This window comes from Methylobacterium nodulans ORS 2060 (assembly GCF_000022085.1).
Lineage (GTDB): Bacteria > Pseudomonadota > Alphaproteobacteria > Rhizobiales > Beijerinckiaceae > Methylobacterium > Methylobacterium nodulans.
On record NC_011894.1, the window covers coordinates 5,067,415 to 5,093,496 of the forward strand.

The window sequence follows — 26,082 nt, forward strand, 5'->3', positions numbered from 1 at the left end:
GCCGCCAGTCAGACGCCGTTCACTGCGGTTTGCGGGCGACGAAAAGGGCGCCGCAGCCAAAGATCCTGACATCGATTTCCGAGAAACGCCGTTGAAGGGCCTCTCTCAGGCTCTCTGCATCGTCTGCTTGGTTCGAGAACACGCCCTTTCGATTGTAGAATGCCATGAGTCGCTCCGCCGCTCGCGTTCTCCGCACGCCTCTCGACAAAAGCGTGGCCCCAAACACCACCCCTTCCGGGCGCAGTAGAGGCAGAATGTGATCGAAGGCGACCGCCTTCTCCGCCATTGCACCCGGAAGGCAATGCAGCAGGTAGGTCATCGCGATCGACCCGAACGGCCGTGCTGGAATCGCAATCGGCCGCAGCACATCCGCCTGGTACTGCTCGGGTCGATAGCGCGCGACGCGCTGGGATGCCGCCCGGAGTGAGTGCGGGTTGAGATCTAACAGCCCTAGTCTCGGCCGCGAACTCGGGAACCGGCAACGATCAAGGTACCACCCCGTGCCCACCCCAATGTCAAGGTGCTCGTCCGTTACGCAGTGATCGTAAAGACGCAGGATCTCGCGAGTAGGACACCGCCACACCAAGGTGTTCGAGATACCGAGCACGACGAGATCGTACAGTGCCAGGGTCGTCCGGGTGTAGATGGCTTGGCCGGGATGGCTCCGGTCGGCGGTCGAGAGTGCTTCGGGCATGTGCTCACACCTATCATCGCGGCCGCGCGAGGCGAACCTTGGTCGGTCTAGAGCGCTCCCGGCCGAAGCGGATGCCGGTTCGGCGCAAGGGAGCGCGTCACATCGAGAGCTGGAGAGCCGTGGCAGTCTCAACGGAAACGGGCACGGCTCTAGCCGTTCTTATGCACGACAGTCGGAAGCCCGCTGGGAGCGGGTCCTCCGGGTCGAGGTTAGAACGCATGGGGACTCCTCCCCTCAGGCCTTGGCCCACCGGGCGAGGCCGGCATCGGCAATGATCTTGGCGATGGCGGCCTTTTGTTCGTCTGCCAGCGGCAGCAGCGGCAGGCGCGGGCCGCCGGCGTCGCGCCCAAGCTGGCTCATGGTCTCCTTGATGGCCGCGTAATAGGACCCGGACTGGAAGCAGCGATACAAGGCGCAGACATCGCGACCGAGGTCCTCCAGGGCCTTGTCCCCGCTGAGCGCCTTGTCCCAGTAGGCGCGGATCAAGGGGCCGGCGATCTGGTGCGCCATGGCGATGACCCCATGGGCGCCCACGGCCCGGGCGCGCACGATCATGTCCTCGTAGCCGACGAAAACGCGGAGGTTGTCACCCACGCGCTGCACGAGCTCGCTCACCTGGGTGATGTCGCCGGAGCTGTCCTTGATGGCAACCACGGTCGGCAGCGCGGAGAGCTGCTCCACCAGCGCCGGGGTGAGGTTGATGCCCGCCCGGCGCGGGCTGTTGTAGAGCATCAGCGGCAGCGGGGTGTTGCGCGAGATGTGCGCGAAGAAGGCCACGACCTCACGCGGGCTCGGCATGGCGTAGATCGGCGGCAGGATCAGGCCGCCCGCGCAGCCCGCCGCGACCGCGGACTGGCACGCTTCCAGGACATCCTCCACCCGGAGGTCGGCGACACCGGCCAGCACGGGCACGCGGCGCGCCGCGTGGTCAACGGCCAGCTTGAACAGGCGCGCGCGTTCGGCCTTGGTGAGGGCATAGAACTCGCCGGTGCTGCCGGCGGCCACCACGCCCTGCGCGCCATTGGCGATCGCGTCGTCGATGAGCGCCTTGTACCGGGTCTCGTTGATGGAGCCATCGGCTCCGAAGGGGGTGACGAGAACGGCGAAGATGCCACTCCAGTCAGAATAGGCCATGGGTTACCGTCCTTGTATGCCAGATGTGGTCGAGGGTGCGCCCGCCGCGGCCGCGAGGGGACCGAGACGGCGGGCCAGTTCCGTGAAGCGGCCGACGAAGGCCGCGAGCCGCGGGTTGGCGCCCGACAGGGGGGGTGCCGCTTTGGAGTTGCGGTGCCTTCACGGAAAATTAGAGTTGCGCTGTCCGGAGTGCTGCCTCGATATCGGAACACACGAGCGGCCGCTTTGGAGCCAGCTGCTCATTGTTCTGGTCGATTAACCGGCGGATCTCTTCTCCGTTCATGTTCACGTAGTTGGACTTCCCGGCTAGGGCTGCCGCCATCACCGGATTTCCCATCAGGTCCACGATCATGCGCGACTCCATCCGCAGAAGCGCATTCTGAAGATCGGCTTTGTCTTGATCGGTGAGATTGGAGGTTGCGATCACGACGAACGACGATGGTTCGCGTGCGTGCCCAAACTCTTCCGGGCGCATGACCTCGACTTTTTTGTCAGTCTCGCGGCGGAGACGTTTGCGAGCGCGCTTCGGATTCTGCGTCACGATTGTCGTGGAACTGAAATGCTCTCCCACACCACTCCTGATCAGGTCGACATTCAGGTCACTTGCCCCAGTCAGGTAAAGGTGGTCGGGAGTCTCGCCATTCTGATATCGATCAGCCATGATGATGTTTGCCGCGCACGGCCAGGCCAACATCAATCCCCTGCCGTGCGATCCGGGCGATCGGAAGGTTTGGGTCGAGACGTTTGTAAGCGCCCTCGAGCTGCTGGATGATGTTCCTCTCGCCGAGGATCGGGGAGCGAATGCCGGATGCAATCTCGGCGAAACGTTGCCTAATGGCGGCCGCACCTTCAATGCATGTGAAGGGAAGGCCGGCAAATGCCTCGCTCGGGATGTTTCTGAGTGCGTTCTCCTCGCCATAGAACTCAATCCGCGAGCATGTCTGGAGCGTGAGAACTCCTCTTGCCGCGAGGTAGTCTGCCCTTGGCTTGATCTTCTCAGAGTGCTGCTCAAGCACTGAAGACGCCACCGTGTCGTGATCAAGGTAACAGCCTTGATACCTGCTCTGGCCCAGACCAGTCATGGTCAACCCCGCTTGGCTGATGGCGGCATCGCTCCCGATGTCACCGCCGTCGGCGACCTCCGCCGCTGCCGGAGCTCTGCGCAAGCGAGGTGCCAAATGCTTCTGGAGTAGTTTTGCTATTGAGATCAGTACGTTAGTGGAACCGCCGGTGATTGGCGGAAACTTCACTCAGCTGTCGGGAATCTGACAATGTCCGACAGCGGCGGGGCAGGAGGGAGATGATCTCGGCTTTCGCGTGAGGTCATTGGCGTGCGGCTGCGGCAACGGCCGAGGGGAGGGGCGGGATCCGGATCTGACGCGGAACATCCCTCACCCGCACGGACTTGCGCCTTCACACGTCGCTGTGTGCGCATCGCCTCGCTCCGCGTGCGGGCAGAGGGCTCAGCCGAGCTTGTCGTCGCGATGGGGTATGGCGAGGGCCGCGCCCGCACGGCCGAGGCGAAACCTCACCAGCAAGGGCCGCGCCAGCTGCGACGCAGCGCGCCGTGTCGGGTGAAGCCCCCGGCAGGTCGCTCGGCCTGCACGGCCTCGATCACGACCTTCACGTCGGCCGGAGCGGCCCCTCAAGGCGCGGAGGTCACGAGGATGTCCGCGCCCGCCGCGTAGAGGCCGCGGAACGCGCCGGTGTTCACGGGGCGTTAGCCATACCGACCGAGCTTGCCGCCTCCGTCTTGGAGCCGGCCCATGATCCTGAATGCCCTCGCCCTCAAGCTGAAGAGACAGGCCCGCGGCGCCTTCAAGGGCCGGCACGTCGAGGCCACCCTGATCGTGCAGGCGGTCTCCTGGTCCCTGCGCGACGCCCTCAGCGACCGCGATCTCGAGGAGATGCTCCTGGAGAGGGGCCTGACCGTCGACCACTCCACCCTCAACCGCTGGGTCCTCGCCTACGCGCCGGCGATCGAGCGCCGTCTACGCCGGTTCCGCAAGCCGCCCTGCGGCTCCGGGCGCGTGGATGAAACTAGATCCGGGTCCGGGGTCAGTGGCGCTCCCTGGACCGGGCCATCGACATGCCCGGCGAGGCGGTCGACGTCCTGCTCACCGCCCATCGCGACCTGGATGCGGCCAAGCGCTTCTTTCGCAAGATGCTCGCGGCCGAGCCGCTGCTCGCGCCCGACCGCATCGGCACGGACGGAGCTGGTCCCGACCCGCCGGCCATCGCCGAGAGCCGCAAGGAGGGCCTGCTGCCGCGCACGCCGACCCACCACGTCACCAAGCACCTGCAGCAGGGGATCGAGAGCGACCACTTCCGGGTGAAGCGGGCGATGGCACGGGTGGGCGGGTTCCGGTCGTTCAACACGGCGCGGCGCACAATCCAGGGCTTCGAGGCCATGCTGTGGCTGCGCAAGGGCTTCGGGTTCTTGGGCGCATGGACGGTGCGGGAGCAGAACCAGCTGCTCGCCCACTGCTTCGGGCTTCCCGTCGCGAACAAAGCGTGAAAGCGGGGTAGCCGAGCCCCTTCTGCGGCCCGAGCCCGAGTTTGCGACAAGCCCGGATAATCGGGAGGATGGACCATGAATGACATCAGAGTGAACAGGCTGCTCAACGAGGAGCAGGCGCACGAGGCGAAGGACCTCGTGCGCGGCCTGAAGGACCGGCACATCCAATTGATCGCCATCGGCGGCGCGATCGGCGTCGGGCTGTTCCTCGGCGCCGGCAGGGCGATCAGCCAGGCCGGCCCGGGCCTGGTACTGTCCTACGCCCTCGGCGGGCTCGTGACCTTCTTCATCATGCGCGCGCTCGGCGAGCTGCTGATGCACCGGCCGGTGGCAGGGTCCTTCGCTACTTTCGCGGAGGAGTATGTCAGCCCCTGGGCCGGCTTCGCGACCGGCTGGTCGTACTGGTTCATGTGGGTGGTCAGCGGCATGGCCGAGATCACCGCCGTGGGCGTCTACGTGCACTACTGGTTCCCCGACGTGCCGCAATGGATTCCGGCGCTCATCACGCTCTGCGTCCTGTACGGCCTTAACCTGATCGCCGTGGGTCTGTTCGGTGAGCTCGAATTCTGGTTCGCGCTCGTCAAGGTCGTGGCGATCGTCGCCCTGCTGCTGATCGGCCCGGCGGTGATCATCTTCGGCCTCGGCGAGCTCGGGACCACAGCGAGCTTCACGAATCTCTGGAGCCACGGCGGGTTCTTCCCCACAGGCGTGCTCGGGGTGGTCCTCACGCTGCAGATCGTCATGTTCGCCTACCAGGGCGTCGAGCTGCTCGGCGTCACCGCGGGCGAGGCGCAGAATCCCGAGCGGACGCTGCCCAGGGCGACGAACAGCGTCGTCTACCGGATCCTCGTCTTCTACATTGGCGCCCTGCTCATCATCATGTCCCTGGTACCCTGGAACCAGCTGAGCCCCAATGAGAGTCCGTTCATCTTGGTGTTCGACAAGATCGGCATCCCGGGGGCCGCGGGGATCATCAACTTCGTCGTGATCACGGCCGCGGCGTCGTCGTGCAACAGCGGCATTTTCAGCACCGGGCGGATGCTCTACACCCTGGCCCAGTTCGGGCAGGCGCCGCGCGCCTTCGGCACGGTCAACGCCCGCCACGTGCCGGCCGCGGGCATCACCGCCTCGGCCGCGGTCATGCTCCTCGGCGTGGTGCTGAACTACTTCGTGCCGGAGCAGGTGTTCGTCTATGTGACCAGCGTGGCGCTGGTGGGCGCGCTGTGGACCTGGGCCCTCATCGTCATCGCCCACCTTGGCTACCGCAAGGCGGTCGCGGCCGGCGAGGCGGCGCCGGTCTCCTACCGCATGCCCGGATCGCCGTACACGAACTGGTTCGTCGTGGCGTTCCTCGCCCTGGTCTCGGTGTTCCTGGGCCTCGATGAAGGCACCCGCGTGGCCCTCTACGTCGCCCCGGTGTGGTTCGCGCTCCTTGGCGTCGGCTACCAGCTCACGAAAATGCTCACGAAAATGCGTGGGCGTGTCGCAAACTCGGCGCCGTGACGCAGAAGGGGCTCGGCTACCCCGCTTTCACGCTTTGTTCGCGACGGGAAGCCCGAAGCAGGAGGCGAGGAGCTGTTCTGCTCGCGCATGGTCCGTGCACCCGGGAGCACAAGGGCGGTCGTCAGCCACAGGGTGGGATCTCCCGTCCCTCCTCGTCATAGGCGCGGGCTGCGGCGGCTCATAAATGAGCGACGCCGTAGAAGATGATGCGCCGCCCCCCCGCCGCGCCTACAACGAGGAGGGGCGAATCTCGGGTCCAGCAGCCGCCATCGCTGTCACGACCGGCACCTCGGCGGGGTGCGTGGTGTAGCGGGGCGTGCGCCTCTCGAACTTGGTCGCCCAGGTCCGCTTCCTCTCGAGCCCCGCCCGCGCCGGCACCACGGTGCCGCGCCCGAAGCGCCGGTTGCAGGCATCCATCGCCGCCATCAGGGCGCCGCCGCGCTCCCGCTCGAGCGCGCCGAAGAGGGCCCGCGGGCTCTCCACCAGCGGCACGAGGTCGGTCGTGATCACGCCGGCCTTGCTGTAGCGCCAGGGCGCGCCTCTCGGCTCGCGCCAAGTCCGGTCGACACCATGGAGCGCCGCTCGGACGAGGACGAGGCTGTCGTTGGTGGCCTCGGACAGATGCACCACCGTCGAGACCGAGCGCATCGGGTCGCCCCGGTCGTGCTCGCTCGTGTGGTAAAAGCTCGCCTCCTTTCGGAACGCGATCTTGTGGCGGCCGACGCGCCGACCCCGGACAGAAGCCAAGAGCTCCGTGAAGGCGAGACCAGACCATGCGATGACCGAACTCCGAGCGCGCCTGTGGCGCGAACGGGGAACGCGAACTTTCGACCCAACCCAGGCATTTGTAAGCGTGCTGCGGGTTCCCAAAAGCGGACGTCGCCTCGCGCATTATGACTTTGAGCAGGACGCGCCGACGCAAGTGTAAGCGCCAGCTTATGGCGCGCTGCTGATCGACGAAATCATTCGAACCAGTTCCGCTTCCGCCTCGCTCTTAGCTAGGTCGCGACGAAGCACCGCTTCGGAAAGCGCGTCAGCCGCGCCGAGCATGGCCCAAAGCTTAGCTGGAGCGATGGATTTTCCATTCAGGAATGGTTCGAGTTCGGTGCGGCAGCGCGCGATGAAGCGTCCCTGGTATCCGCGGCGGAAGGCTTCCAGTTCCGGGGATCCAGCAAGAGCGGCCGCTACCCCCGGAATGTCGGTGCCTTCCGTGAGCACGCACTCGACGTAGGTCTCCGCGATGACCTTCGCACGATCTGCCAACGTCGCAGGGGATGCTACCAAGGCTGCTTGGAGAACGGCCATTCGCCTTGCATCGTAGTCCTCATAAAGCGCCTTCAGCAGGCCATTACGCGTCTCAAAGTGATCATAGACGACGGGTCGCGAGACGCCTGCCCGCTCTGCTAAGCGCCCAAGCGTCAGAGCGTCAGCTCCCTCGTCCCTGACGATCTGTCGGGCAATCTCCACAAGTTGCCGCAGGCGATCCTCACGCGAGAGACGCTGACGGGCCTTCGGTGAGCCAGGTTCTGCCATGCTTGACAACTTACCTACAGAATGTAACCTACAATTAGTATATAGGGCAGAGCTGCGCTCGAAAACCCATTCAAAGTGAGCCTCATGCATACGCTTATCGTTACCGCCCATCCCGATAAATCGTCCTACACCCATGCGGTTGTCTCCAGGCTCGTGGCTGGTCTGGAGACGCGCGACAACGATACGTACGAGGTGGTGGATCTTATCGCGGAGGGCTTCGATCCGCGCTTCACCGCCGCCGACAACGATTTCTACGATGGTCGAGCCGAACCCGGAGCCGACGTCCTGGCGGAGCAACAGCGTCTCGATAGGGCCGACGTCTTGGTGCTGGTGTTCCCCATCTATTGGTGGTCCATGCCCGCCGTTATGAAGGGCTGGATCGATCGCGTCTTCACGACCGGTTGGGCGTTCATCGATGATCCTGACAAAGGAACAACCCGTCTGCTCGGACGACTGAAGGGGCAAGTCATCGCAGTCGGCGGCTCTCACCGAGGCACGTACGACCGGCGAGGCTATCTCGATGCCATCAAGAAGCAGATCCTCGAGGGCATCTTCGGGTTTTGCGGTATGGGGGTGATCGGATTGGACCTCCTCCTTCCGATGGATTCAGAGAGCGAAAACGAGGGCCTGCAAAACGCATTCGAAATCGGTCGGCGCCTATCGGGCGAGCAGTTGTAACCGTCCGCTTTTGCCATGAGGCGCCTCGGAAGCGGACAGTCCTCTTTCCAGCCAAAATGCTCATTGGCAGACGCCGAGAGGGTTAGCGCTTGACGGCGAAGGCCCGATTACAGAAGCCGTCGTTGTTGCTCAGCACGATCACCGGCACGCCCGTGAGGCGCGGATCAAACACCCTTTCGCAGCTGCAGTAGAAGCTGTTGCCGTCGATCAGGGCAATGGCGCGGCTCATCGCACGGTGCTCGGCCGGACGTGGTGCCAGCGGATCGAAAGCAGCAGCACCCCCAGATCTGGCACTCTTCCAAGTCCTCCAGGCCGAAGGCTGGCATCTCAGGGTTGTCGAAGGTGAGTGCGCGGCGGATGCCCTGCGTGACGAGGCGCTTGAGGCTCATCTCGCCGTGCACAACCGCAACGACGACGGCACCCGGGCTGGGGTGAAGGGAGCGGTCCACGACGGCGAGGTCCTGGTCATGGATGGCGGCGCCCTTCATGCACCAGCCGCGGACGCGCCAGATGAAGGTCGCAGCGGGATTGGGCGCGAGCCAGCGGGGGAGCTCGAGGGCGCCCTCAATGAAGTCCTCGGCAGGCGAAGGGAAGCCCGCGCAAAGGGTGGTGCGCATGAAGGGAATGCGCACCAGCCCACTCCAGTCCGCTGCCTGCTCGCCGACCCGGTAGAGACTCACGCCGCCCTCCGCACTAGAACAGAAAGAGAACAAACAGGCGCACAGTTCCCGGTCAAGGCGGTCGGGGCGTCGCTGTGGAGAGCGGGGAGAACCCGCGACGGAGAGTGGCATGGGTATGCGTACGACGTTCGTGGTTCAGACGTTCGAGATCCACCGCAAGAAGCTGCGGCCCGGCACGCGCGATGTCGCTCCCACCGAAAGCGGGGCGCTGAAGCGGGCGGAGGCGATCGCGAAGCGGATGCCCGGGACGGCGGCGCTCAAGATCGTGGCCGACGATGAGACGGGCGAGCTGGAGAGTGTCGCGATCGTCGGTCAGTTCGGCGAGGTGCCAGACGACTTCGCGGAGATGGTAGCGGGCGGCTGATGTCTCGCCGCAACCCCCGTCGCGCATATGACGAGAACGGCCGGGAGATCCAGCCGCCCGCAATGAGCGAAGCCGCCCGGCGCATGACAGTGCGGACGGCGATCCTGCTGGCGGTGCCATTGGCGCCAGAGATCCCCCCACGGAGCCTCTGGACTGCCGCGCCGCTCGGAGCGTAGGCAGTTCTTCGCACTTGCGAGAGCACGAGAGTAATGGCCGCGAAAGCTTGGTCGGTTCGTGGGTCCAGCCGCCCGCTTGAGAGCCGCTGGATCAGCATCCGGGCCGACGATTGCGTCACGGCGACGGGTGCAGGCATCTCACCCTTCTACGTGATCGAGTCACCCGACTTCGTGCACGTGCTCGCACTGGAGCAGGAGGGGCGGGTCGTCCTCGTGCGCCAGTACCGCCACGGCTACGGAGGTATGAGCCTCGAACTGCCGGGAGGGCTGATCGATCCGGGCGAGAAGAACATTGTGGCGGTGGCTGCGCGGGAGCTGTTGGAGGAGACCGGGTATGGCGGCGGGCACCTGTCTCACTTGGCGACCTTGAGCATCGACCCGTCGCGCTATGCCAACCGTCAGCACCTTGTATGCGCCCGCGGCGTCGTTCTCGGGCAGGCTAATCCTGAACCGACTGAAGACATCGACGTGGTCGTTGTCTCACGCGAGGAGGCGCAGGATCTTGCAGTGTCTGGGGCGATCATCAATGCGGCACATATCGGCCTTCTGATGATGGGCCTGTCTATGACCGGGTAGCTACTGAGCGACCGGTTCGTCCTGAATCTTGCGGCAATTGAGGAGCGTCTGCACGGGCGCCGCAAGCCCCGTCGCGCCTACGACGAGCACGGCCGGGAAATCCCGCCGCCAACCATCAAAAGTCCGCCGTGGCGGCGCCTGGCAGGGCTGAAGGTGTCTGAGTGCATGGCCCAGCAGGGCAGCCCATCGGCTGCCCGGGCGGCACGATACTTTCGCGTGGTGTAGGCTGTAATGACGAAGGCCGCCGCGCCGGTGTGCTGTGCGAGACATGCCGTGGCCGGATGAGGGGGTAGGCCACGGCGGACGCTCAGAAGCTGCTCGCGATCTCCCTGATGCGTTGGGCAAGCTGGTAGGGCGCCATCGTGCGGAGCTCGCGGCCATGAATGAGCGCCCCTTTCTGACGCCCTTCGATCCACAGGCCGTCAGGGACCACGCAGACGCGAGCCGGCTTGCCTTGAGCATTAAGCTCCGCCACGGCGCGTCCGCCGGCTGCAAGGGCTTCGAGCATCTCCGAGGTGGAGATCAGACGATCACTGCTGGCGAGCATTGTGGCTCTCTTACTGGCCGCCTCTTGTTGCATTGCAGCATGACAGCGACATGGCAAAGCTTGAAGCTGGATCACGATCGGGTGATCCGCCCGCCCGAGCCCTGAAACGACGAAGCCCGCCGCGGCGGTAAGCCGGGCGGGCTCTGGACGGTTTGCTACATCGGCAGGGCCGAGGCTACTGGCATTCCGGTGATACGGATGAGCGGGTGAGGCTTGGCAGCACTCGCACGCCGCCTCGCCCGCGGGTAGCGTCCCGCCATGCCCGACTCACCCACCCTCGACGCCCCCTCCCCTACCATCCTCGAATGGAGCCGCGGGCTCGCCAGCCTGTCGGGCGGCCAGCCGCCGTGCCCTGGCTTTAGGCCTGACGAATGGGTCGAGACGCTCGCGAACTGCCGGCGCTTCGTGGACGACTTTGGGCCCGAGGCCGACCGGCTCGGCTGGGACACCATCACCCTGTTCGGGGTCTATGATCAGTAACCAATTCGGACTGTAGTGGCCCCACGGGTTGAGGTGGAAGACCGGCCCGCAGGCCCAATCCACCTTCTGGACGGTGTCGCTCTCCACAGCCGCGCTCAGCAGGGGTGAGAACGGCGCTGCCTGTGCAGCACCCGCCAAAGTGGGGCCGCCGAGCATCGCGGCAGCCATTGCAAGTACTCTCAAGCCCATCACGACCTCCATCAACGTTCGTCGATGGCCCTGCCAGCCGACACTATCGCGAGCGTGCGCCCGCGCGCCTGAAGCGTTGCTGATCCCCAGCGCCAGCGCACTCACCGTCCAGCCCTGCGCCAGCCGCGTGACGATGAGCTATCGACTACGGGGGGGGTGCGCGCATTCTGGTGGGCGTCCATTCGAGGCTCCGCGAGCAGGGCTGCAGGTGGGCCAACCACAGCCTCGCTCGGTCGTGTCCCAGGGCGTGGTGTAGCTGGTGGGGTGGTCCACCACGGTGACTGGCAGGGCCGGCTCAGGCCGCCAGGTTGGACAGGCTGACGAGGGGATCATCACCGATCGGGGTGATGCTTTCCAGGGTTATGTAGCGGCAGCGCTGCACCGCGGGGCTGTTGAAGAACCCGGCATGTGACGGCACCGAGCAGTGGTTCAGCGGCCGACGATGGCAATCAGCGCGAGGGCCGGCCGAACGGACCGGGCGGGCTCTTCTCCCGTGCGGACGAGGTCCAGCAGCCCCAAGAAGTGGAGCAGGACACGCCAAAGCGAAGCCGCGAGGCGCTTCAGGTTCACCGCGGCTGCGGTCAGGAACGCTTGGATGCGCATGTTCGCCAGCCCGCGACGCACGGCACGCGCGAGCCCGTGCCACGTCTTAGCCTCGCCGTGGAAGCCTTCCGACCGCCAACGGTGGCGCTGGTAGAGGCGCTGGTCCTCGGCCGACCAGCGTTCGCGCCGCCGTCGTGCCCGCAACAGGGCCGGATAGTCCGCGCTGATCATCACCGCGCGGGCACTGCGCCCGCGGGGAAGACAGAGCTTCGCCAGCGAACAGGATCGGCAGTCACGGCTGCGCGCCACGAAGAAACGGCCATGCTTCTGGACCTTGCCAGGCGTGAGGATTTTGCCGCGCGGGCACGTCACGATGTTGTGGCGTGCGTCGTAGCGGAAGCGGCGCAGCGGCACGGCCGAGCGGATCGGCTCGGCCTTGGTTGGGATGAGTGGGTCGATGCCGCGCCGCTCCAGCCCGCCGTAGACCTTGGCGTAGGCGTAGCCCGCGTCCGCCGTCGCGGTGACGATGGCCTGTCCCGTCGTCGCGGCGGTCGCATCCAGGCGCGCTAGGATGACCTGCCCCTCGTTCAGCTCACCGGTGGTGACCTCAACGTCGAGCACCACGCCGCGCACGTCATCGACGACCGCATGCTGCTTGTAGGCAGGTTCCAGGCGGCGATTGCGCGCGTTCGTGGCCATCGTCGCATCGGGATCAGTCGGGCAGACCTTCTTATAGCGGCCGGTCTGCTTCGCGTTGCGCTCGGCGAGTGCAGCCGCGTCGCTGTTGCTCTCGGCCACGGCTTCCACGTGCTCGGCAACGAGGCTCTCCCAGCTCACGTCGGCGCGGATCAGTGAGGCGTCGACATGCACGACCTCGCCCTTGGCGATCCCAGCTGACACGCAGGCCTGCACCGTGCGCTGGAAGATGCGCTGGAAGCGCTCGGCCCCCCAGCGGCTGCGGATGCGCGTCAGAGTCGAGTGGTCCGGCAGCGCCTCGTGCAGGCCGTAGCCTGCGAACCAGCGGATGGCGAGGTTGACCTGCGCCTCCCGCAACAGGCGCCGGTCGTGCACGATCCCGAGCAGGAAGCCAGCCAACATCAGCCGCAAGGCGGCCTCCGGGTCGATGCCGGGCCGACCGTTGTCCGCGCAATAGAGGTCGGCGACCTCAGCCCGCAGCCATGCGAGATCGAGGACGCGGTCGACGCGCACCAGGATGTGGTCGTCGGGGAGGAGTTGGCGCAGCGAGCCCGTAATGAAGAGCTCGCCCTGATCGCGTTCCTTGTGGCCGAGCATGCGCAGCTCTCCGGCAGCCTCGGCGAAGTGAATCAGGCCGCAGGATCACTCGCCATCGCAGCCGAGACTTTATCAACAGCCCCACCGCCCACTCATCGTTCTGCTCCAGCAGGATCGCCCCTACCAAGCGCCGGATCGCCGCCTCGTTGGGGAAGATGCCGACCACCTCCGTGCGCCGCTTGATCTCGCCGTTGAGCCGCTCCAGCGGGTTCGTGCTGTGCAGCTTGGCCCGGTGCGCGGTCGGGAAGCTCATGTAGGCCAGCACGTCCGCTTCCGCCTCGTCCATCAGGGCAGAGAGCTTGGGCAGCTTGGGCCGCAGTTGATCGGCGACGCGCCGCCACTGCTGGCGAGCCGCCTCCGCATCCTCCTGCGCGAAGGCGGTGGCGATGAAGGCCGAGACCACCCGCCGCCCCGAGCGCCCGGCATGCGCCAGAGCATTGCGCATGAAGTGCACCCGGGGGCTGTTGATAAAGTCTCGGCTGCGATGGCGAGTGATCCTGCGGCCTGATTCACTTCGCCGAGGCTGCCGGAGAGCTGCGCATGCTCGGCCACAAGGAACGCGATCAGGGCGAGCTCTTCATTACGGGCTCGCTGCGCCAACTCCTCCCCGACGACCACATCCTGGTGCGCGTCGACCGCGTCCTCGATCTCGCATGGCTGCGGGCTGAGGTCGCCGACCTCTATTGCGCGGACAACGGTCGGCCCGGCATCGACCCGGAGGCCGCCTTGCGGCTGATGTTGGCTGGCTTCCTGCTCGGGATCGTGCACGACCGGCGCCTGTTGCGGGAGGCGCAGGTCAACCTCGCCATCCGCTGGTTCGCAGGCTACGGCCTGCACGAGGCGCTGCCGGACCACTCGACTCTGACGCGCATCCGCAGCCGCTGGGGGGCCGAGCGCTTCCAGCGCATCTTCCAGCGCACGGTGCAGGCCTGCGTGTCAGCTGGGATCGCCAAGGGCGAGGTCGTGCATGTCGACGCCTCACTGATCCGCGCCGACGTGAGCTGGGAGAGCCTCGTTGCCGAGCACGTGGAAGCCGTGGCCGAGAGCAACAGCGACGCGGCTGCACTCGCCGAGCGCAACGCGAAGCAGACCGGCCGCTATAAGAAGGTCTGCCCGACTGATCCCGATGCGACGATGGCCACGAACGCGCGCAATCGCCGCCTGGAACCTGCCTACAAGCAGCATGCGGTCGTCGATGACGTGCGCGGCGTGGTGCTCGACGTTGAGGTCACCACCGGGTGAGCTGAACGAGGGGCAGGTCATCCTAGCGCGCCTGGATGCGACCGCCGCGACGACGGGACAGGCCATCGTCACCGCGACGGCGGACGCGGGCTACGCCTACGCCAAGGTCTACGGCGGGCTGGAGCGGCGCGGCATCGACCCACTCATCCCAACCAAGGCCGAGCCGATCCGCTCGGCCGTGCCGCTGCGCCGCTTCCGCTACGACGCACGCCACAACATCGTGACGTGCCCGCGCGGCAAAATCCTCACGCCTGGCAAGGTCCAGAAGCATGGCCGTTTCTTCGTGGCGCGCAGCCGTGACTGCCGATCCTGTTCGCTGGCGAAGCTCTGTCTTCCCCGCGGGCGCAGTGCCCGCGCGGTGATGATCAGCGCGGACTATCCGGCCCTGTTGCGGGCACGACGGCGGCGCGAACGCTGGTCGGCCGAGGACCAGCGCCTCTACCAGCGCCACCGTTGGCGGTCGGAAGGCTTCCACGGCGAGGCTAAGACGTGGCACGGGCTCGCGCGTGCCGTGCGTCGCGGGCTGGCGAACATGCGCATCCAAGCGTTCCTGACCGCAGCCGCGGTGAACCTGAAGCGCCTCGCGGCTTCGCTTTGGCGTGTCCTGCTCCACTTCTTGGGGCTGCTGGACCTCGTCCGCACGGGAGAAGAGCCCGCCCGGTCCGTTCGGCCGGCCCTCGCGCTGATTGCCATCGTCGGCCGCTGAACCACTGCTCGGTGCCGTCACATGCCGGGTTCTTCAACAGCCCCACCCGACAGCGCTGCCAGGACGCGTTCATCACCTTGGCGACTGACGCCTTGATCCCTTCGTGCGCGTCCGAGATTACCAGCTTGACCCCGCGCAGGCCGCGGCGCGCCAGCTTGCGCAGGAACGCCGTCCAGAAGGTCTCGGCTTCGGAGGGGCCGATGTCGAGCCCCAGCACCTCGCGGCGGCCGTCCTGGTTGACGCCCACCGCCACGATCACCGCCACCGAGACGATGCGGCCAGCCTCGCGCACCTTCACGTAGGTGGCGTCGATCCACAGATAGGGCCACTCGCCCTCGATCGGCCGCTCCAGGAAGGCGGTGACCCGCTCATCGATCTCCTCGCACAGGCGCGAGCCTTGGCTCTTGGAGATGCCGCTGCCGCCCATCGCCTGCACGAGGTCATCCACCGCGCGGGTCGAGATGCCCTGGATGTAGGCCTCCTGGATCACCGCCGTGAGCGCCTTCTCGGCCAAGCGCCGCGGCTCCAGGAAACTGGGGAAGTCGCTGCCCTTGCGCAGCTTGGGGATGCGCAACTCCACCGTGCCGGCCCGCGTCTGCCAGTCTCTGTCGCGGTAACCGTTGCGCTGAGCCAGCCGCTCCGGGCTCCTCTCGCCGTGCGCCGCTCCGGTCAGGCTGGCGACCTCCAGCTCCATCAGGCGCTGCGCGGCAAAGCCGATCATCTCCCGCAGCACGTCCGGCTCCAGGCTCTTCTCAGCCAGCGCGCGCAGGCTCATCATCGCGTCGGTCATCGGGGGTCTCTCGGGTTCGGGGTTGGTGCTCGCAACCCGATCCTAACCCGTCACCGCCGGTGACCACCCCCGCGAGAGAGCCCGCCTGCTTCAGCGCTATGGAGGGCGCGCAGGCGGGCTCTCTCGCTCTCGTCCAGCTACACCACTCAGTGGGACACGACCGATTTAGATGAAAGTGCGGCAGGACGCCGGCCCGAACACCCCGTGGCGCGGGCTCGACAAACCTGACAGTTGTCGATTGCCCGACATTTTCCCGGGGATGGCGGACACGGGCGCCTTGATGCATGGATACACCCGTCGGGCTTTGGTGGAGGCCTCTATCAGCCGCTTCAAACGAGGGATCAGTACGAGCTTACGCTCACAGACGGAACCCCGCCGCGCGACTGAGATCACCATAGCCGTTCATGTCCTGAACCGCATGCTCGAGCTTGGGCGCCCGAAGTTTGTCCGCGTCGCCTGAACGAAAGGCATGGGATGGGCGAAGTGCAGTCGCCAATGGATCCGTGCGACACAGTCACATATCTCAGTTTCAGCACTGAATTGCGATGGGTGATTTATGCGTGAGCCGTTGATGGAATGAGTGACTTCAACAAGAGCAGGGCGCTCTGCTCTGATGCATTCTCTATGTGAGACACAGCGGGTTAGCGCACTCGCGAAGATCAACAGCGCCTTCGTCCTATGGCTTGCCAGATTGCCACGACAGAGCCCTCAGGAGAGATACTGGGCGAGGTGCTTGTGCAACTGAAGATCGCCTGAAGCTTGGAACCGGCCAGAATGCGGCGCCTGTACTCCGGATTCTGCAGCTGATGCCCTGAATGTACTTCCATATTTCTTTCATCCTCTAAGGACAGAGTGGCCGGTTCTATCGGCGATCCTCCGTCCCGCTTCGTTTAAGGTAAGCGAGTATCGTCCCATAAAACGAACAGCCCCCACTCAGATTGGGGTGAACCACACACCCAGAACAGGGTTTTTGGGAGTGAATTTTCCGTTTCTTCTCCAGGCCGCCCATCCGGAAGAAGTTTTTTGTCGACAAGTTCGTTCTAAAGAAAGAACGTTATCGTTGACAGGCAGCCATATTAAGTCAATTCTGCGCGTCACCGGAGGACACGTCGATGCGATCATCGCGATCAGTCGAGCATTCCTTACTTTTTCGATCGTAGGGCACCTGCGTCGCGGGCTTCATTGAAGGACGAGCACATGAGGGCCATCAGCTCCAAGGTCATCGCGACCGCAGAAGTGACTTAGCTTCGCCCGCTCGTCAGCACGTGCTGTGAACTGGCACGAGATCCCTGGGCTTCGTTCCCGCCGCACTCCTCCCGAGCCTGATCATCATCGCCGCGAGCTTCGACGGCGGCAGGAGAATTTGTGCCATGCGTCTACCTCGCTTCGTTGCCTTTTCCGGCAGCCCCCGCCGTCCATCCAAGACCCGGAGCCTCGTTGAGACAGTCGCAACCGAGGTAGCGAACTGCAGACAGGTGCGCCTCGACATCTACGATCTCGTCGATGCCGGTCCTGGCCTTGGTGCGGCGCTGCAGCGCCAGGATCTGACCCTGCCGGCGGCTCGCATCATCGATGCCATCGAGCAGGCCGCTGCGCTGATTGTCGGCACACCGGTGTACAAGGGCGCCTACACCGGGCTGTTCAAGCATGTCTTCGATCTGGTTGATCCCCGTGCCCTGATCGGCAAGCCAGTGCTGCTCACCGCCACCGGAGGCGGTCCGCGCCATGCCCTGGTGGTGGAACACGCCCTGCGGCCGCTCTTCGGTTTCTTCGAGGCCCTGACTGCTCCCACCGCAGTCTACGCCAGTGATACCGACTTCACCGATGGACAGCTGACTGACGCCGGCGTCTTGGCGGGTGCGGGCGCCGCCGCACAACAGCTCGCGGGTCTACTCGACGACCTGCAACGCTCTGACGCATCACCCGAAACCGAGATGGCTGACCGCCACGTCGTTAGAAGGCGAGCCGCACACCGCTGAACCAACTCTTTTGACGATATTTATCGCGTAACCCGTTCTGAGACAAGGATGAAACAACATGAGCACGCCTTCCGACCCGATTAAGTTCGCCTACTGGGTTCCCAATGTCTCCGGGGGCCTTGTCATCAGCAACATCGAGCAGCGTACAAGCTGGGACATCGAATATAACCGCAAGCTCGCACAGATCGCTGAGGCGAGCGGGTTCGAGTATGCTTTGACCCAGATCCGCTTCACGGCAGGCTACGGCGCTGACAACCAACACGAGTCCGTCGCGTTCAGCCACGCGCTCCTGGCAGCAACGACATCGCTGAAGGTCATCGCAGCAATCCTGCCCGGTCCTTGGACCCCGGTCCTCGCGGCCAAGCAGATTGCCACCATCAACCATCTCAGCAGTGGCCGGATCGCCGTCAACATCGTCAGCGGCTGGTTCCGTGGCGAGTTCCAGGCGATCGGGGAGCCCTGGCTTGATCATGATGAGCGCTACCGCCGCTCGGAGGAGTTCATTCGCTCTCTGCGCGGTATCTGGACTGAAGGCAGCTTGACCTTCGCAGGCGACTTCTATCGCTTCCGTGACTACTCCATGAAGCCCAAGCCCATCGATCCTCAGCCCGAGATCTTCCAGGGCGGATCGTCACGCGCTGCTCGGGATATGGCGGCCCGGGTCGCGGACTGGTACTTCACGAACGGGAACACGCCTGAGGAGATCCGCAAGCAGGTCGACGACATTCACGCTAAGGCGTCCGCGAACAATCGCTCCGTCAAGATCGGTGTGAATGCATTCGCCATCGCCCGAGAGACGGAAGATGAAGCTAAGGCCGTCCTCGACGAGATCATCGCCAAAGCCAACCCGGAGGCCGTGCAGGGCTTCGCCGATCAGGTGAAGAATGCCGGCAAGGCCTCGCCGGAAGGAGAGGGCAACTGGGCCAAGTCCTCTTTTGCAGATCTTGTTCAGTACAACGACGGCTTCCGCTCGAATCTTATTGGAACGCCGGAGCAGATCGCCGAGCGCATCATCGCGCTGAAAAACGCTGGCGCTGATCTCATCCTGCTGGGCTTCCTGCACTTCCAGGAGGAAGTCGAATCCTTCGGCAAGCATGTGATCCCGCTGGTTCGCAGGCTCGAGGCTGAGCGCCAATCCGAGCTGATCGCAGCCGAGTAATCGGGGCGGCCCCTCAGCCGCCTTCTACAGAGCAGAAGTGGCCGCCGCTGAGAAGCTGCGCCCACACCTCAAAGGGAAATGGATCCCTTGACCGCAGCCCTCTCGCAGCCCCGCATGGCTTGCCGTGATGGCACAGAGCGGCGGGATCCCGCCGCTCTCGAACATCGGCGTGTCGGTCGGCGGTGTTGCGGCTCTCGCGGACGTCACGCTGTCCGTGCGTCGCGGTGAGATCTGCTCGGTGATTGGCCCCGACGGCCGGGAAGTCCTCCCTGAGGAACGTGGTAAGCGGCTTGTACAAGCCCGATCCAGGGACCATTCGGCTTGCTGGGCAAAGCTTTGGCCGGATCCGGTCGGATCGTCTCGCCCGTTTGGGTGTCGCCCGAACGTTCCAGAACCTTGCGCTTTTTGGCGGGCTTTCCGTTCGGGACAACGTCAGCTCGGGCCTGACCCATATCCGACGTGCTGGGCGGCCTCCTGCGGCACCGGAGCGACAACCCGTGCACCACAGGTTAGACAGCGCACGGCCAGTCGCTGGTGTTGGGTGACGCCTGGCGCGACCTCGGGCAGCTCGATCCGCTCGGACAAGCTGACGATCTCGGCCGGCAGGTCCGGATCGAGCGCGCCTCCACAACAGGAGCAGTGACCCGGGCAATGCGCGACCACCTCATCCGGGGTCTGGCTGATTACCCGACTGTGCCGCTCGTGACCCGGCTTGGCGCCGCCCGGCTTGGCCTGCGCGCGGCGCTCCTTGCGATCCGTGGACGGCGGCTTGGAGGAGGTGCGCGAGGTCTTGTCCGGGCGCGGCAGCCGCAGCACCAGCTCGATCAGCTCCTGCTTGCTCAGGCGTTCCAGCTCGCTGCGGCCCATCCCACGAGGGGATCAGCGAAATCCACGCCGCGCAAGGGGCATGGGCAATAGCAAATTCTTTGTCGTGCAGAGAATATATTTTAGGATATAGGATCTCCTATATTCTCGTATGTATTAACTGTTCATCTGCGCGGCAGCGGCATATTCTAGAATATAGGATTCCATCAGTAATATAGAGGGCCATATATTTTCTGACTCCCTTTGCATACTTCACGAAAGGTCGCTATGCGAAGCCAGAGCCTAAATCAGGAGGAGCACCGTGAACACTTCCTCTGGAATTCCCTCCATGCCCCTGACAGAGCGATTGATCGGCGACCCCGCCGCGGAGATCCGCGTCCAGACTTCCTGAAGGGCGAGCCGATCACGGCCCTGACGCAAGGCTGCGTCCATGTGGTCGAGTTCTGGTCAACGTCGTGCAGCTCCTGCGAGGCGGCCATCCCGCATCTCACCGCCCTGCAGGGCCGGACGCGCCTTCCCCAATCCCAGGCTGTCGGACTTTGTCAGCTTCCCGACAGCTGAGTGAAGTTCCCGCCAATCACCCGCGGTTCCATTAACGGACTGAGCTCAATAGCAACAGGTATTCAGAAGGATAAAGGTATTCAGAAGCATTCGGCACATCGCTTGCGGAAAGACCCGGCAGCGGCGGATGGCGCCGCGTCGGAGTGTTTTACGATGCCTACCGTGATGGTAACCGACGCGAGTTTCAAGCAGGACGTCCTGGAGGCTTCCGAGCCCGTCGTCGTCGTTTTCTGGGCCGAGGGGTGCGTCTCTTGTCAGGCGATCGGCCCGGCGCTGGAAGAGATCTCGAGCGAGATGCAGGGCCGCGTCAAGATCGCCAAGCTCAACGTGGACGAGAATCCGGGCATTGTCTCGGAGTACGGGATCGCCGGGGTTCCGACCCTGATGATCTTCAAGGACGGCAAGCTCGTGAGCCAGAAGTTCGGGGCCTTGTCGAAGGGCGCCCTGTTGCGCTGGATCCAGTCCGCGAGCGCCTGACCGCGGTGCCGTGGTGCTCCGCCACAGCCCGGCCTTGCGGCCGGGCTTTCCCGTTTCTCAGGCCGGCGCGGACCACCGCGAACTCGGTGTCGCGGCGCAGGTTGGCGCCGCTGACCACGACCACGCCCGGGCTGGCCGTGGTGATGATGGCGCCGGTGTTGTTCACCGCAAAGGCGCCGTCAACCGGAACTGACCCGACGCCCCGCATTCCCTCGCTGATCGCAACCTCCAACGGGTCCGGTTGGCGCTCGCCCGAATGATTGGTTCGCATCCGCGCCATGTCCTCAAATACTCGAATGGTTCAAATCATTCGTAGTTCGATCAGCTCCTGCTTGCTCAGGCGCTCAAGTTCGCTGCGGCCCATCCCACGAGGGGATCAGCGAAATCCACGCGGCGCAAGGGGCGTGGGCAATAGCAAATTCTTTGTCGTGCAGAGAATATATTTTAGGATATAGGATCGCCTATATTCTCGTATGTATTAACTGTCCATCTGCGAGGTAGCGGCATATTCTAGAATATATGATCCAATCAGCAATATAGATGGACATATATCCTTCTGAACCAGTTGCATGCTTCGCGAACTTCTGCGATGTCAGGACGTCGCCGCCGGCGGTGACATCGGGAGCGATGTCGCCATCAACCCAGCGGAGTCTGACCATGACTGATCTGCGCCAAGTACCGCCCGCAGAAAACCGCCCGGAGACGGCATCAATGCCCACGCACTTCAGTATCGTCCGGGAAGCGCTGGTCGCACATTTCGGCCCCGAGCAGATCAACGGGATCGTCAGCTCGCTGCGCGAGTTCGGCGCGCACCGGCCTCCTGACCTACAATCCGCCATCGTGGAGCAACTCGCCCATTTCTATCTCGGTGGAGAGGGTCGCTCCGCTCCCGCCCCAATGACGGAAACAGCAGCATGACCGTTCAACCGAAGCATCCTGTCGGCAGCGGTGAGCCGGTACCCCCGGTCGAGCGCCCAGAGGGTAAGGCCTATATCATCAAGGATGATGCCGAGGCGATCGCCATTGCACACGATCTTGCGGCGCAGTTCCGGCCGGGAGCATCCGAACGGGATCGGGAGCGGATCTGGCCGAAGGACGAGCTGGATGCCTTCTCCCAAAGTGGCCTCTGGTCGATCAATGTGCCCAAGGCCTATGGCGGACCGGAAGTGTCTTATGTGACGCTCTCGCGCGTCATTGCCATCATCTCGGAGGCCGATCCTTCGCTGGGCCAGCTCCCGCAGAACCACCTAGGTATTGTGGCAGCAATCCGCACGGTCTCAGACGAGGAGCAGAAACGGCAACTCTTCGCAGAGGTGCTCGCTGGCACCCGGTTGGGCAATGCAATCTCTGAGTTCGGCTCCAAGCGGGCGGTCGACTTTGAGACGAAGTTCACCGATGCCGGGGATCATGTCGTGGTCAATGGCCGCAAGTTCTACGCGACCGGCGCGCTGCTGGCGCACCGGGTTCCGATCGTGGCTCTCGATGACCAGGGGCGTGCCTGGTACGCAATCGCCGATCGTGGGGCGCCAGGTCTGACCGTCATTGATGACTGGTCGAGCTTCGGTCAGCGCACGACGCTGTCGGGCACCGTGATCCTCGACAATGTGAAGGTGCCGAAAACGCACCTCGTTCCGGGCTACAAGGGCTATGACCGGCCGACCGCGGATAGTGCGATCTTCCAGATCATGCAAGCAGCGATCGATCTCGGCATCGCGCGGGCGGCCATCGCGGATACAATCGATTTCGTGAAGACCAAGTCTCGTGCCTGGGTCGACAGCGGGATCGATCGTGCCTCCCAGGATCCTTACACGATCCAAGCGGTTGGTGAGCTTTCGGTACGTGCCAATGCAGCCGAGGCCGTTTTGGACCTGGCCGGGCACGCGGTGGACCGCGCCGTCGCCGAGCCAAATGAGCAGACGGTTGCAAAGGCGCAGATTGCCGTTATGGGAGCGAAAATCCTCACCACCGAGATTGCCATCCAGGCGGCAACCAAGCTTTTCGAACTCGCCGGCACCCGCTCGACCCTCGCCGAGCACAACCTCGACAGGCATTGGCGGAACGCTCGCACCCACACGCTGCATGATCCTGTCCGCTGGAAATACGCGATCGTCGGCAATTACTACCTCAATGGCGTCAATCCGCCGTTGCATGCCTGGAGCTGATCGAAATGCCTTGCTTCGTGCAACTCATTTCGCCTGTCAGGGCTCTGCCGAGCAGGCCCGCTCCGCCGCAAGGCAGTGCGAGGAACGCCTGACGCGCCTCCTTGGTATCAGTGGGAGCCCGAGCCAGGGCTCCCGTACCGGCCGCCTGATCCGAGAGGTACTGGATTGGGCAGAGCGGGAACCCGATGTTGAAACGGACCTTCTGGAGGTTGCGACGATGGGCCGGACCAGTGCGCTGCTTTATGGACTGGTTGCGTATGTGCTATCTCTGATCGCGTTTGTGTATGCGATCGGCTTTGTCGAAAACGCCGGTGTGTCCAAAACGATCGACAGCGGCGAGGCGGGCTCGTTCGGACTATCGCTTCTGATTGATATGCTGCTGCTGAGCCTGTTTGCGGTCCAGCACAGCCTCATGGCGCGCCCGTTCTTCAAGCGCTGGTGGCTCAAGGTGATCCCAGCCCCCGTTGAGCGAAGCACCTATGTTTTGTGCGCCAGCTCCGCTCTGCTGCTGCTGTTCTGGCAGTGGCGGCCGCTCCCCGCGGAGGTCTTTAGTGTTCAGACCTCGCCGTTTGATGCGGCCCTGATCGGGCTGTCCCTGTTCGGCTGGGGCTTGGCTCTGGTCAGCACGTTCCTGATTAGTCATTTCGAGCTGTTTGGACTGCGTCAGGTTTACATGAACTTTATCGGCCGGGACGCTCAGGATAATACGTTCAAAATCACCGGCCTGTACAACGTTGTCCGGCATCCGATCTACCTGGGCTTCATCATCGCGTTCTGGGCAACGCCCCAGATGACCGTGGGCCGGCTGCTGTTTGCCCTGGTGACCACGGCCTATATCATGGTTGGTATCGCTCATGAGGAGAAGGATCTGATCGCCAAACACGGCGATCAGTACAGGCAGTACAAACGCCAGGTCGCGATGCTGTTTCCCTTTCGTGTGAGGTGAACGGTTTACCGTCAGGGAAATCCGAGATCGTCTCTCGACCCAAAAGCCTGGGTGTGGGCTGCGGTCCCAAGCGCAAGGAGCGTACCGTCCCGTTGTTTGCCGATCCCGAATGGCAGGAGGTCATTCTCGACATCGATCCGGGAGAGCATGAGGAAGTGTGGAGGAGAATACCGGGATTGGGCGTAAGCTGGCGGGTGGTCATGGTCGGTCGATCTCCGGGGTGAGGCTTCGAACACCGTCACTCTAGCGACCTGCTGATCGGCCATGCCCGCCCAGGGCGGCGCGCTGCCCTCCGCAGGGCTCCGCGCGCCGCCCCAGAACCGTCGAGCCATCGTCCCGATGGGCTACGGCATCCAGTTCGTCGACAGCACGCCGGTCAACGAGCAAGCCGAGGCCACAGCGGCAGCCTCTTGGGCCGAGCGCACCGAGCCGCGCCTCGACCGCTGGCATCCCGTCGACTGGGCCTGCGAGCAGAACACGGTCGAGCACCGCCTGACCAAGCCGCGCTGCCCAGGGAGGAACGGTCAAGTTGAGCGCATGAACCGCACCATCAGCTGCGCCACCCCCTGCAGCTGTTCGTGGACGTCGACAACAATGGCCGTCGGCTGAAGACGCTGCGCGGCCTCACACCCTACGGATGCCGCATGCCCCAATTCCGCAATTCACTTCCTCAGCTCACCGGCCGCCCATTCTTGACCGAGGGCGGGGTTGCAACCACACTGAAATTCCGAGAAAACATCGATCTTCCCGACGGTGCTCGCTTCCCCTTGCTCAATAGCGCAGAAGGTCGAGGTGCGCTCACGCGTTGCTTCGAGCCCTACCTGGAGTTGGCCAGGAGGTATCGGGTGGGCCTGATCTTGGACACGCCGACCTGGCGTGCCAATGCCGACTGGGGTGCTAAGCTCGGCTATGACGCTGACGCTTTGGCCGAGGTGAACCGGGCTGCCGTCGGCTTTGTCGACGCACTCCGGCGTCAGCACGCAGAGCCCGACCTGCCGCTCGTGCTCAACGGCGTCATCGGTCCACGAGGGGACGGGTACACGGCCGAGGCCACCATGTCGGCCGAGGATGCCGCTGCCTATCACCGCCCGCAGATCGAGGTCTTCCAGAACAGCGAAGCCGATATGGTGAGTGCCCACACCCTCACCTTCGTCGATGAGGCCATCGGCATTGCGATGGCGGCCAGGGACGCGAAGATGCCGCTGGCGATCTCCTTCACGCTGGAGACGGACGGGCATCTGCCTTCAGGCCAAACCCTCGGCTCGGCGATCGAGGAGACGGACGCCGCTACGGGCGCCTACCCGGCCTACTACATGATCGGCTGCACGCATCCGCTGCACTTCGAACCCGCTCTGACCCGGGATGCCAGCTGGCTCGCACGCATTCGCGGAGTACGGGCGAACGCCTCCACGAAAAGCCACGCCGACCTTGATGGAGCGTCCGATCTCGACAGCGGCGACCCGCAGGATCTCGGCCACCGCTACGCGACCCTGCGTGGCCGATTGCCCAACCTGAATGTGCTCGGTGGTTGCTGCGGGACGGACCACCGGCACATCGAGGCGATCTGCGAAGCCTGCCTGTGACCAGCAGCAGGTCGACCCAGAGCATTGTCATCCACCTATTGCGTGATCGCGTTGTGTGCTCGCGGCTTCCTCACCGGAATTTTGCTGTCGGTTCGAGATTGCCGAACGAGGCGGCAGGCGATGACGTAGACGTGTTGTGGCCTCCCGTAAGCGTGAGGCGCCCTGTTCGATGATCCAGTCCGAATGATTGGAGGCCGGCCGCGCTATGCGCCCAGGTTCTTCGGTTCCGGCTCAGCCCCGACATGTCGTCGCGCGTGATCTCCAAGGCCAAGCGCGTCCAATCGCCCGCCGGCAAGGTCCAGAATGAACCGCCCCGTGTGTGGATGCCCCCATGAATGCAAGCAGATTTTTGGTCTGGTAACGGCTGTGCAGTGAGGTGCGGTCGTGTATCCGGCCTGTCGGTGCGGCCATCCCGTGCCGCTGGCCTGTATGGAGATGTGCGGATCGCGTCCCTCTCGGATTTGCGCGCTCGAAGCGCTCGGGGCGGTACAGGTTTAAGCAATCCCGTCTCTTCGACTGCTGCCCTTACCCTCTCTCTGCCCTGCCTGCACTCCCCGGGGCGCCGGAGCCTGGCGGCTGATCAGGCTGCCAGGACCGGTTTCCGGTACACCTCGCCGCGGACGGCCAGCGCCCAGATCGTCCGCGCCATCTTGTTGGCGAGTGCAACCACCACCAGCATGTGGGGCTTTCGCGCCATCATTTGCAGTAGTCAGGACTTGATCTGACGGACGGTGTCGCGAAGCT

22 protein-coding genes and 10 pseudogenes are annotated in these 26,082 nt (G+C 64.4%); 16 read left to right on the plus strand and 16 right to left on the minus strand.

Translation table 11 applies throughout. From position 1 onward, the window contains the following. Window positions 1-19: 19 nt before the first annotated feature. The 4 genes from MNOD_RS23545 to MNOD_RS50340 form a co-directional block, all read right to left on the minus strand. Window positions 20-694: a class I SAM-dependent methyltransferase gene (locus MNOD_RS23545; protein ID WP_015931473.1), complete on the minus strand. Its 675-nt coding sequence runs from the start codon at window positions 692-694 to the stop codon at window positions 20-22. Between the two features lie 234 nt (window positions 695-928). Then, the gene (locus MNOD_RS23550; RefSeq protein ID WP_015931475.1) at window positions 929-1,828 is read right to left on the minus strand and encodes a dihydrodipicolinate synthase family protein; all 900 of its coding nucleotides are present in this window, start codon (window positions 1,826-1,828) and stop codon (window positions 929-931) included. A 169-nt stretch (window positions 1,829-1,997) separates the two neighbouring features. Then, a complete protein-coding gene (locus MNOD_RS50335; protein WP_341874469.1) occupies window positions 1,998-2,522 on the minus strand; it encodes a hypothetical protein in 525 nt (174 codons plus the stop codon). After that, on the minus strand, window positions 2,482-3,078 hold the full coding sequence (locus MNOD_RS50340; protein WP_341874470.1) for a Rossmann-fold NAD(P)-binding domain-containing protein: 597 nt from the start codon (window positions 3,076-3,078) through the stop codon (window positions 2,482-2,484). Before MNOD_RS50340 ends, MNOD_RS50335 begins: the two co-directional genes overlap by 41 nt. Window positions 3,079-3,594: 516 nt before the next feature. Between MNOD_RS50340 and MNOD_RS23560 the strand changes: the two are divergent. Then, window positions 3,595-4,346, plus strand: a pseudogene (locus MNOD_RS23560) (IS6 family transposase). A gap of 75 nt (window positions 4,347-4,421) precedes the next feature. Then, window positions 4,422-5,849 carry an amino acid permease gene (locus MNOD_RS23565; protein ID WP_015931476.1) on the plus strand — a complete coding sequence of 476 codons (1,428 nt, stop codon included), beginning with the start codon at window positions 4,422-4,424 and terminating at the stop codon, window positions 5,847-5,849. Window positions 5,850-6,077: 228 nt separating this feature from the next. Here MNOD_RS23565 and MNOD_RS23570 read toward each other — a convergent pair. Next, window positions 6,078-6,536 (minus strand): annotated as a pseudogene (locus MNOD_RS23570) (DUF4113 domain-containing protein); the annotation flags it as partial. A 249-nt stretch (window positions 6,537-6,785) separates the two neighbouring features. Next, window positions 6,786-7,382: a TetR/AcrR family transcriptional regulator gene (locus MNOD_RS23575; protein ID WP_015931478.1), complete on the minus strand. Its 597-nt coding sequence runs from the start codon at window positions 7,380-7,382 to the stop codon at window positions 6,786-6,788. A gap of 84 nt (window positions 7,383-7,466) precedes the next feature. Here MNOD_RS23575 and MNOD_RS23580 point away from each other — a divergent pair, with 84 nt between their 5' ends. Beyond that, the gene (locus tag MNOD_RS23580; protein WP_015931479.1) at window positions 7,467-8,060 is read left to right on the plus strand and encodes an NAD(P)H-dependent oxidoreductase; all 594 of its coding nucleotides are present in this window, start codon (window positions 7,467-7,469) and stop codon (window positions 8,058-8,060) included. A gap of 115 nt (window positions 8,061-8,175) precedes the next feature. On the opposite strand, the pseudogene MNOD_RS47045 reads toward MNOD_RS23580, so the two are convergent. Together MNOD_RS47045 and MNOD_RS23585 are read right to left on the minus strand one after the other, a co-directional pair. Continuing rightward, window positions 8,176-8,271: pseudogene (locus MNOD_RS47045) on the minus strand (Y-family DNA polymerase); the annotation flags it as partial. Further along, entirely contained in the window at window positions 8,225-8,740 is a 516-nt protein-coding gene (locus MNOD_RS23585) for a LexA family protein (protein WP_015931480.1), read from the minus strand. The gene MNOD_RS23585 and the pseudogene MNOD_RS47045, both read right to left, overlap by 47 nt. A gap of 109 nt (window positions 8,741-8,849) precedes the next feature. Here MNOD_RS23585 and MNOD_RS23590 point away from each other — a divergent pair, with 109 nt between their 5' ends. Beyond that, a complete protein-coding gene (locus MNOD_RS23590; RefSeq protein ID WP_015931481.1) occupies window positions 8,850-9,104 on the plus strand; it encodes a hypothetical protein in 255 nt (84 codons plus the stop codon). Between the two features lie 209 nt (window positions 9,105-9,313). Then, window positions 9,314-9,856: an NUDIX hydrolase gene (locus MNOD_RS23595; RefSeq protein ID WP_015931483.1), complete on the plus strand. Its 543-nt coding sequence runs from the start codon at window positions 9,314-9,316 to the stop codon at window positions 9,854-9,856. 307 nt (window positions 9,857-10,163) lie between these two features. Here the strand turns inward: MNOD_RS23595 and MNOD_RS23600 are convergent, their stop codons facing one another. Continuing rightward, on the minus strand, window positions 10,164-10,403 hold the full coding sequence (locus MNOD_RS23600; protein ID WP_015931484.1) for a hypothetical protein: 240 nt from the start codon (window positions 10,401-10,403) through the stop codon (window positions 10,164-10,166). A 258-nt stretch (window positions 10,404-10,661) separates the two neighbouring features. Here MNOD_RS23600 and MNOD_RS23605 point away from each other — a divergent pair, with 258 nt between their 5' ends. Then, window positions 10,662-10,883, plus strand: a complete 222-nt coding sequence (locus MNOD_RS23605) for a hypothetical protein (RefSeq protein ID WP_015931485.1) — start codon at window positions 10,662-10,664, stop codon at window positions 10,881-10,883. A 484-nt stretch (window positions 10,884-11,367) separates the two neighbouring features. Here the strand turns inward: MNOD_RS23605 and MNOD_RS50060 are convergent, their stop codons facing one another. The 3 genes and pseudogenes from MNOD_RS50060 to MNOD_RS43865 form a co-directional block, all read right to left on the minus strand. Beyond that, complete coding sequence (locus MNOD_RS50060; RefSeq protein ID WP_280113427.1) at window positions 11,368-11,490, minus strand: hypothetical protein; 123 nt, start codon at window positions 11,488-11,490, stop codon at window positions 11,368-11,370. An 11-nt stretch (window positions 11,491-11,501) separates the two neighbouring features. Beyond that, entirely contained in the window at window positions 11,502-12,908 is a 1,407-nt protein-coding gene (locus MNOD_RS23610; protein WP_015929589.1) for an IS1182-like element ISMno17 family transposase, read from the minus strand. A gap of 82 nt (window positions 12,909-12,990) precedes the next feature. Continuing rightward, window positions 12,991-13,365: pseudogene (locus tag MNOD_RS43865) on the minus strand (transposase); the annotation flags it as partial. Window positions 13,366-13,448: 83 nt separating this feature from the next. Here MNOD_RS43865 and MNOD_RS23615 point away from each other — a divergent pair. Further along, window positions 13,449-14,856 (plus strand): annotated as a pseudogene (locus tag MNOD_RS23615) (IS1182-like element ISMno17 family transposase). A 28-nt stretch (window positions 14,857-14,884) separates the two neighbouring features. Here MNOD_RS23615 and MNOD_RS23620 read toward each other — a convergent pair. Continuing rightward, a pseudogene (locus MNOD_RS23620) lies at window positions 14,885-15,646 on the minus strand (IS256 family transposase); the annotation flags it as partial. 1,370 nt (window positions 15,647-17,016) lie between these two features. Between MNOD_RS23620 and msuE the strand changes: the two are divergent. From msuE to MNOD_RS50345, 3 genes are all read left to right on the plus strand, one after another. Next, window positions 17,017-17,625, plus strand: a complete 609-nt coding sequence (gene msuE / locus MNOD_RS23630) for an FMN reductase (RefSeq protein ID WP_015931488.1) — start codon at window positions 17,017-17,019, stop codon at window positions 17,623-17,625. 58 nt (window positions 17,626-17,683) lie between these two features. Further along, window positions 17,684-18,784 carry a dimethylsulfone monooxygenase SfnG gene (gene sfnG / locus MNOD_RS23635; RefSeq protein ID WP_015931489.1) on the plus strand — a complete coding sequence of 367 codons (1,101 nt, stop codon included), beginning with the start codon at window positions 17,684-17,686 and terminating at the stop codon, window positions 18,782-18,784. A gap of 278 nt (window positions 18,785-19,062) precedes the next feature. Further along, window positions 19,063-19,329 carry an ATP-binding cassette domain-containing protein gene (locus MNOD_RS50345; RefSeq protein WP_341874471.1) on the plus strand — a complete coding sequence of 89 codons (267 nt, stop codon included), beginning with the start codon at window positions 19,063-19,065 and terminating at the stop codon, window positions 19,327-19,329. On the opposite strand, the pseudogene MNOD_RS23640 reads toward MNOD_RS50345, so the two are convergent. After that, window positions 19,253-19,651, minus strand: a pseudogene (locus tag MNOD_RS23640) (IS66 family transposase zinc-finger binding domain-containing protein); the annotation flags it as partial. The gene MNOD_RS50345 and the pseudogene MNOD_RS23640 sit on opposite strands and share 77 nt — an antisense overlap. A gap of 672 nt (window positions 19,652-20,323) precedes the next feature. On the opposite strand from MNOD_RS23640, the gene trxA reads away from it, so the two are divergent. Next, on the plus strand, window positions 20,324-20,647 hold the full coding sequence (gene trxA / locus MNOD_RS23645; RefSeq protein WP_015931491.1) for a thioredoxin: 324 nt from the start codon (window positions 20,324-20,326) through the stop codon (window positions 20,645-20,647). Window positions 20,648-20,705: 58 nt separating this feature from the next. On the opposite strand, the pseudogene MNOD_RS49325 reads toward trxA, so the two are convergent. Then, window positions 20,706-20,828, minus strand: a pseudogene (locus MNOD_RS49325) (porin family protein); the annotation flags it as partial. Window positions 20,829-21,304: 476 nt separating this feature from the next. On the opposite strand from MNOD_RS49325, the gene MNOD_RS48225 reads away from it, so the two are divergent. The 5 genes and pseudogenes from MNOD_RS48225 to MNOD_RS23670 all read left to right on the plus strand — a co-directional run bounded on the left by MNOD_RS48225 (window position 21,305) and on the right by MNOD_RS23670 (window position 25,338). Beyond that, on the plus strand, window positions 21,305-21,565 hold the full coding sequence (locus tag MNOD_RS48225; RefSeq protein ID WP_198157536.1) for a hypothetical protein: 261 nt from the start codon (window positions 21,305-21,307) through the stop codon (window positions 21,563-21,565). Next, complete coding sequence (locus MNOD_RS23655) at window positions 21,562-22,809, plus strand: SfnB family sulfur acquisition oxidoreductase (RefSeq protein WP_015931493.1); 1,248 nt, start codon at window positions 21,562-21,564, stop codon at window positions 22,807-22,809. The genes MNOD_RS48225 and MNOD_RS23655 overlap by 4 nt, the downstream gene beginning before the upstream one ends. A 10-nt stretch (window positions 22,810-22,819) precedes the next feature. Continuing rightward, complete coding sequence (mddA, locus tag MNOD_RS23660; RefSeq protein WP_244424554.1) at window positions 22,820-23,755, plus strand: methanethiol S-methyltransferase; 936 nt, start codon at window positions 22,820-22,822, stop codon at window positions 23,753-23,755. Between the two features lie 447 nt (window positions 23,756-24,202). Further along, window positions 24,203-24,390, plus strand: a pseudogene (locus tag MNOD_RS49330) (IS481 family transposase); the annotation flags it as partial. A 9-nt stretch (window positions 24,391-24,399) separates the two neighbouring features. Beyond that, window positions 24,400-25,338, plus strand: coding sequence for a homocysteine S-methyltransferase family protein (locus MNOD_RS23670; RefSeq protein ID WP_015931496.1), 939 nt, complete (start codon window positions 24,400-24,402; stop codon window positions 25,336-25,338). Between the two features lie 580 nt (window positions 25,339-25,918). On the opposite strand, the pseudogene MNOD_RS49335 reads toward MNOD_RS23670, so the two are convergent. Next, window positions 25,919-26,044 (minus strand): annotated as a pseudogene (locus MNOD_RS49335) (IS110 family transposase); the annotation flags it as partial. Window positions 26,045-26,082 lie beyond the last annotated feature (38 nt).

Coding starts and splice junctions, on each gene's coding strand:
- MNOD_RS23580 (WP_015931479.1), top strand. CDS start 7,467: ATGCATACGCTTATCGTTACCGCCCATCCCGATAAATCGTCCTACACC.
- msuE (WP_015931488.1), top strand. CDS start 17,017: ATGCGTCTACCTCGCTTCGTTGCCTTTTCCGGCAGCCCCCGCCGTCCA.
- MNOD_RS23575 (WP_015931478.1), bottom strand. CDS start 7,382: ATGGCAGAACCTGGCTCACCGAAGGCCCGTCAGCGTCTCTCGCGTGAG.
- MNOD_RS23545 (WP_015931473.1), bottom strand. CDS start 694: ATGCCCGAAGCACTCTCGACCGCCGACCGGAGCCATCCCGGCCAAGCC.
- MNOD_RS23610 (WP_015929589.1), bottom strand. CDS start 12,908: ATGCTCGGCCACAAGGAACGCGATCAGGGCGAGCTCTTCATTACGGGC.
- MNOD_RS23670 (WP_015931496.1), top strand. CDS start 24,400: ATGCCCCAATTCCGCAATTCACTTCCTCAGCTCACCGGCCGCCCATTC.
- MNOD_RS23590 (WP_015931481.1), top strand. CDS start 8,850: ATGGGTATGCGTACGACGTTCGTGGTTCAGACGTTCGAGATCCACCGC.
- MNOD_RS23595 (WP_015931483.1), top strand. CDS start 9,314: ATGGCCGCGAAAGCTTGGTCGGTTCGTGGGTCCAGCCGCCCGCTTGAG.
- MNOD_RS23565 (WP_015931476.1), top strand. CDS start 4,422: ATGAATGACATCAGAGTGAACAGGCTGCTCAACGAGGAGCAGGCGCAC.
- MNOD_RS50335 (WP_341874469.1), bottom strand. CDS start 2,522: ATGTTGGCCTGGCCGTGCGCGGCAAACATCATCATGGCTGATCGATAT.
- MNOD_RS23550 (WP_015931475.1), bottom strand. CDS start 1,828: ATGGCCTATTCTGACTGGAGTGGCATCTTCGCCGTTCTCGTCACCCCC.
- MNOD_RS23655 (WP_015931493.1), top strand. CDS start 21,562: ATGACCGTTCAACCGAAGCATCCTGTCGGCAGCGGTGAGCCGGTACCC.
- sfnG (WP_015931489.1), top strand. CDS start 17,684: ATGAGCACGCCTTCCGACCCGATTAAGTTCGCCTACTGGGTTCCCAAT.
- trxA (WP_015931491.1), top strand. CDS start 20,324: ATGCCTACCGTGATGGTAACCGACGCGAGTTTCAAGCAGGACGTCCTG.
- MNOD_RS23600 (WP_015931484.1), bottom strand. CDS start 10,403: ATGCTCGCCAGCAGTGATCGTCTGATCTCCACCTCGGAGATGCTCGAA.
- MNOD_RS48225 (WP_198157536.1), top strand. CDS start 21,305: ATGACTGATCTGCGCCAAGTACCGCCCGCAGAAAACCGCCCGGAGACG.
- MNOD_RS23605 (WP_015931485.1), top strand. CDS start 10,662: ATGCCCGACTCACCCACCCTCGACGCCCCCTCCCCTACCATCCTCGAA.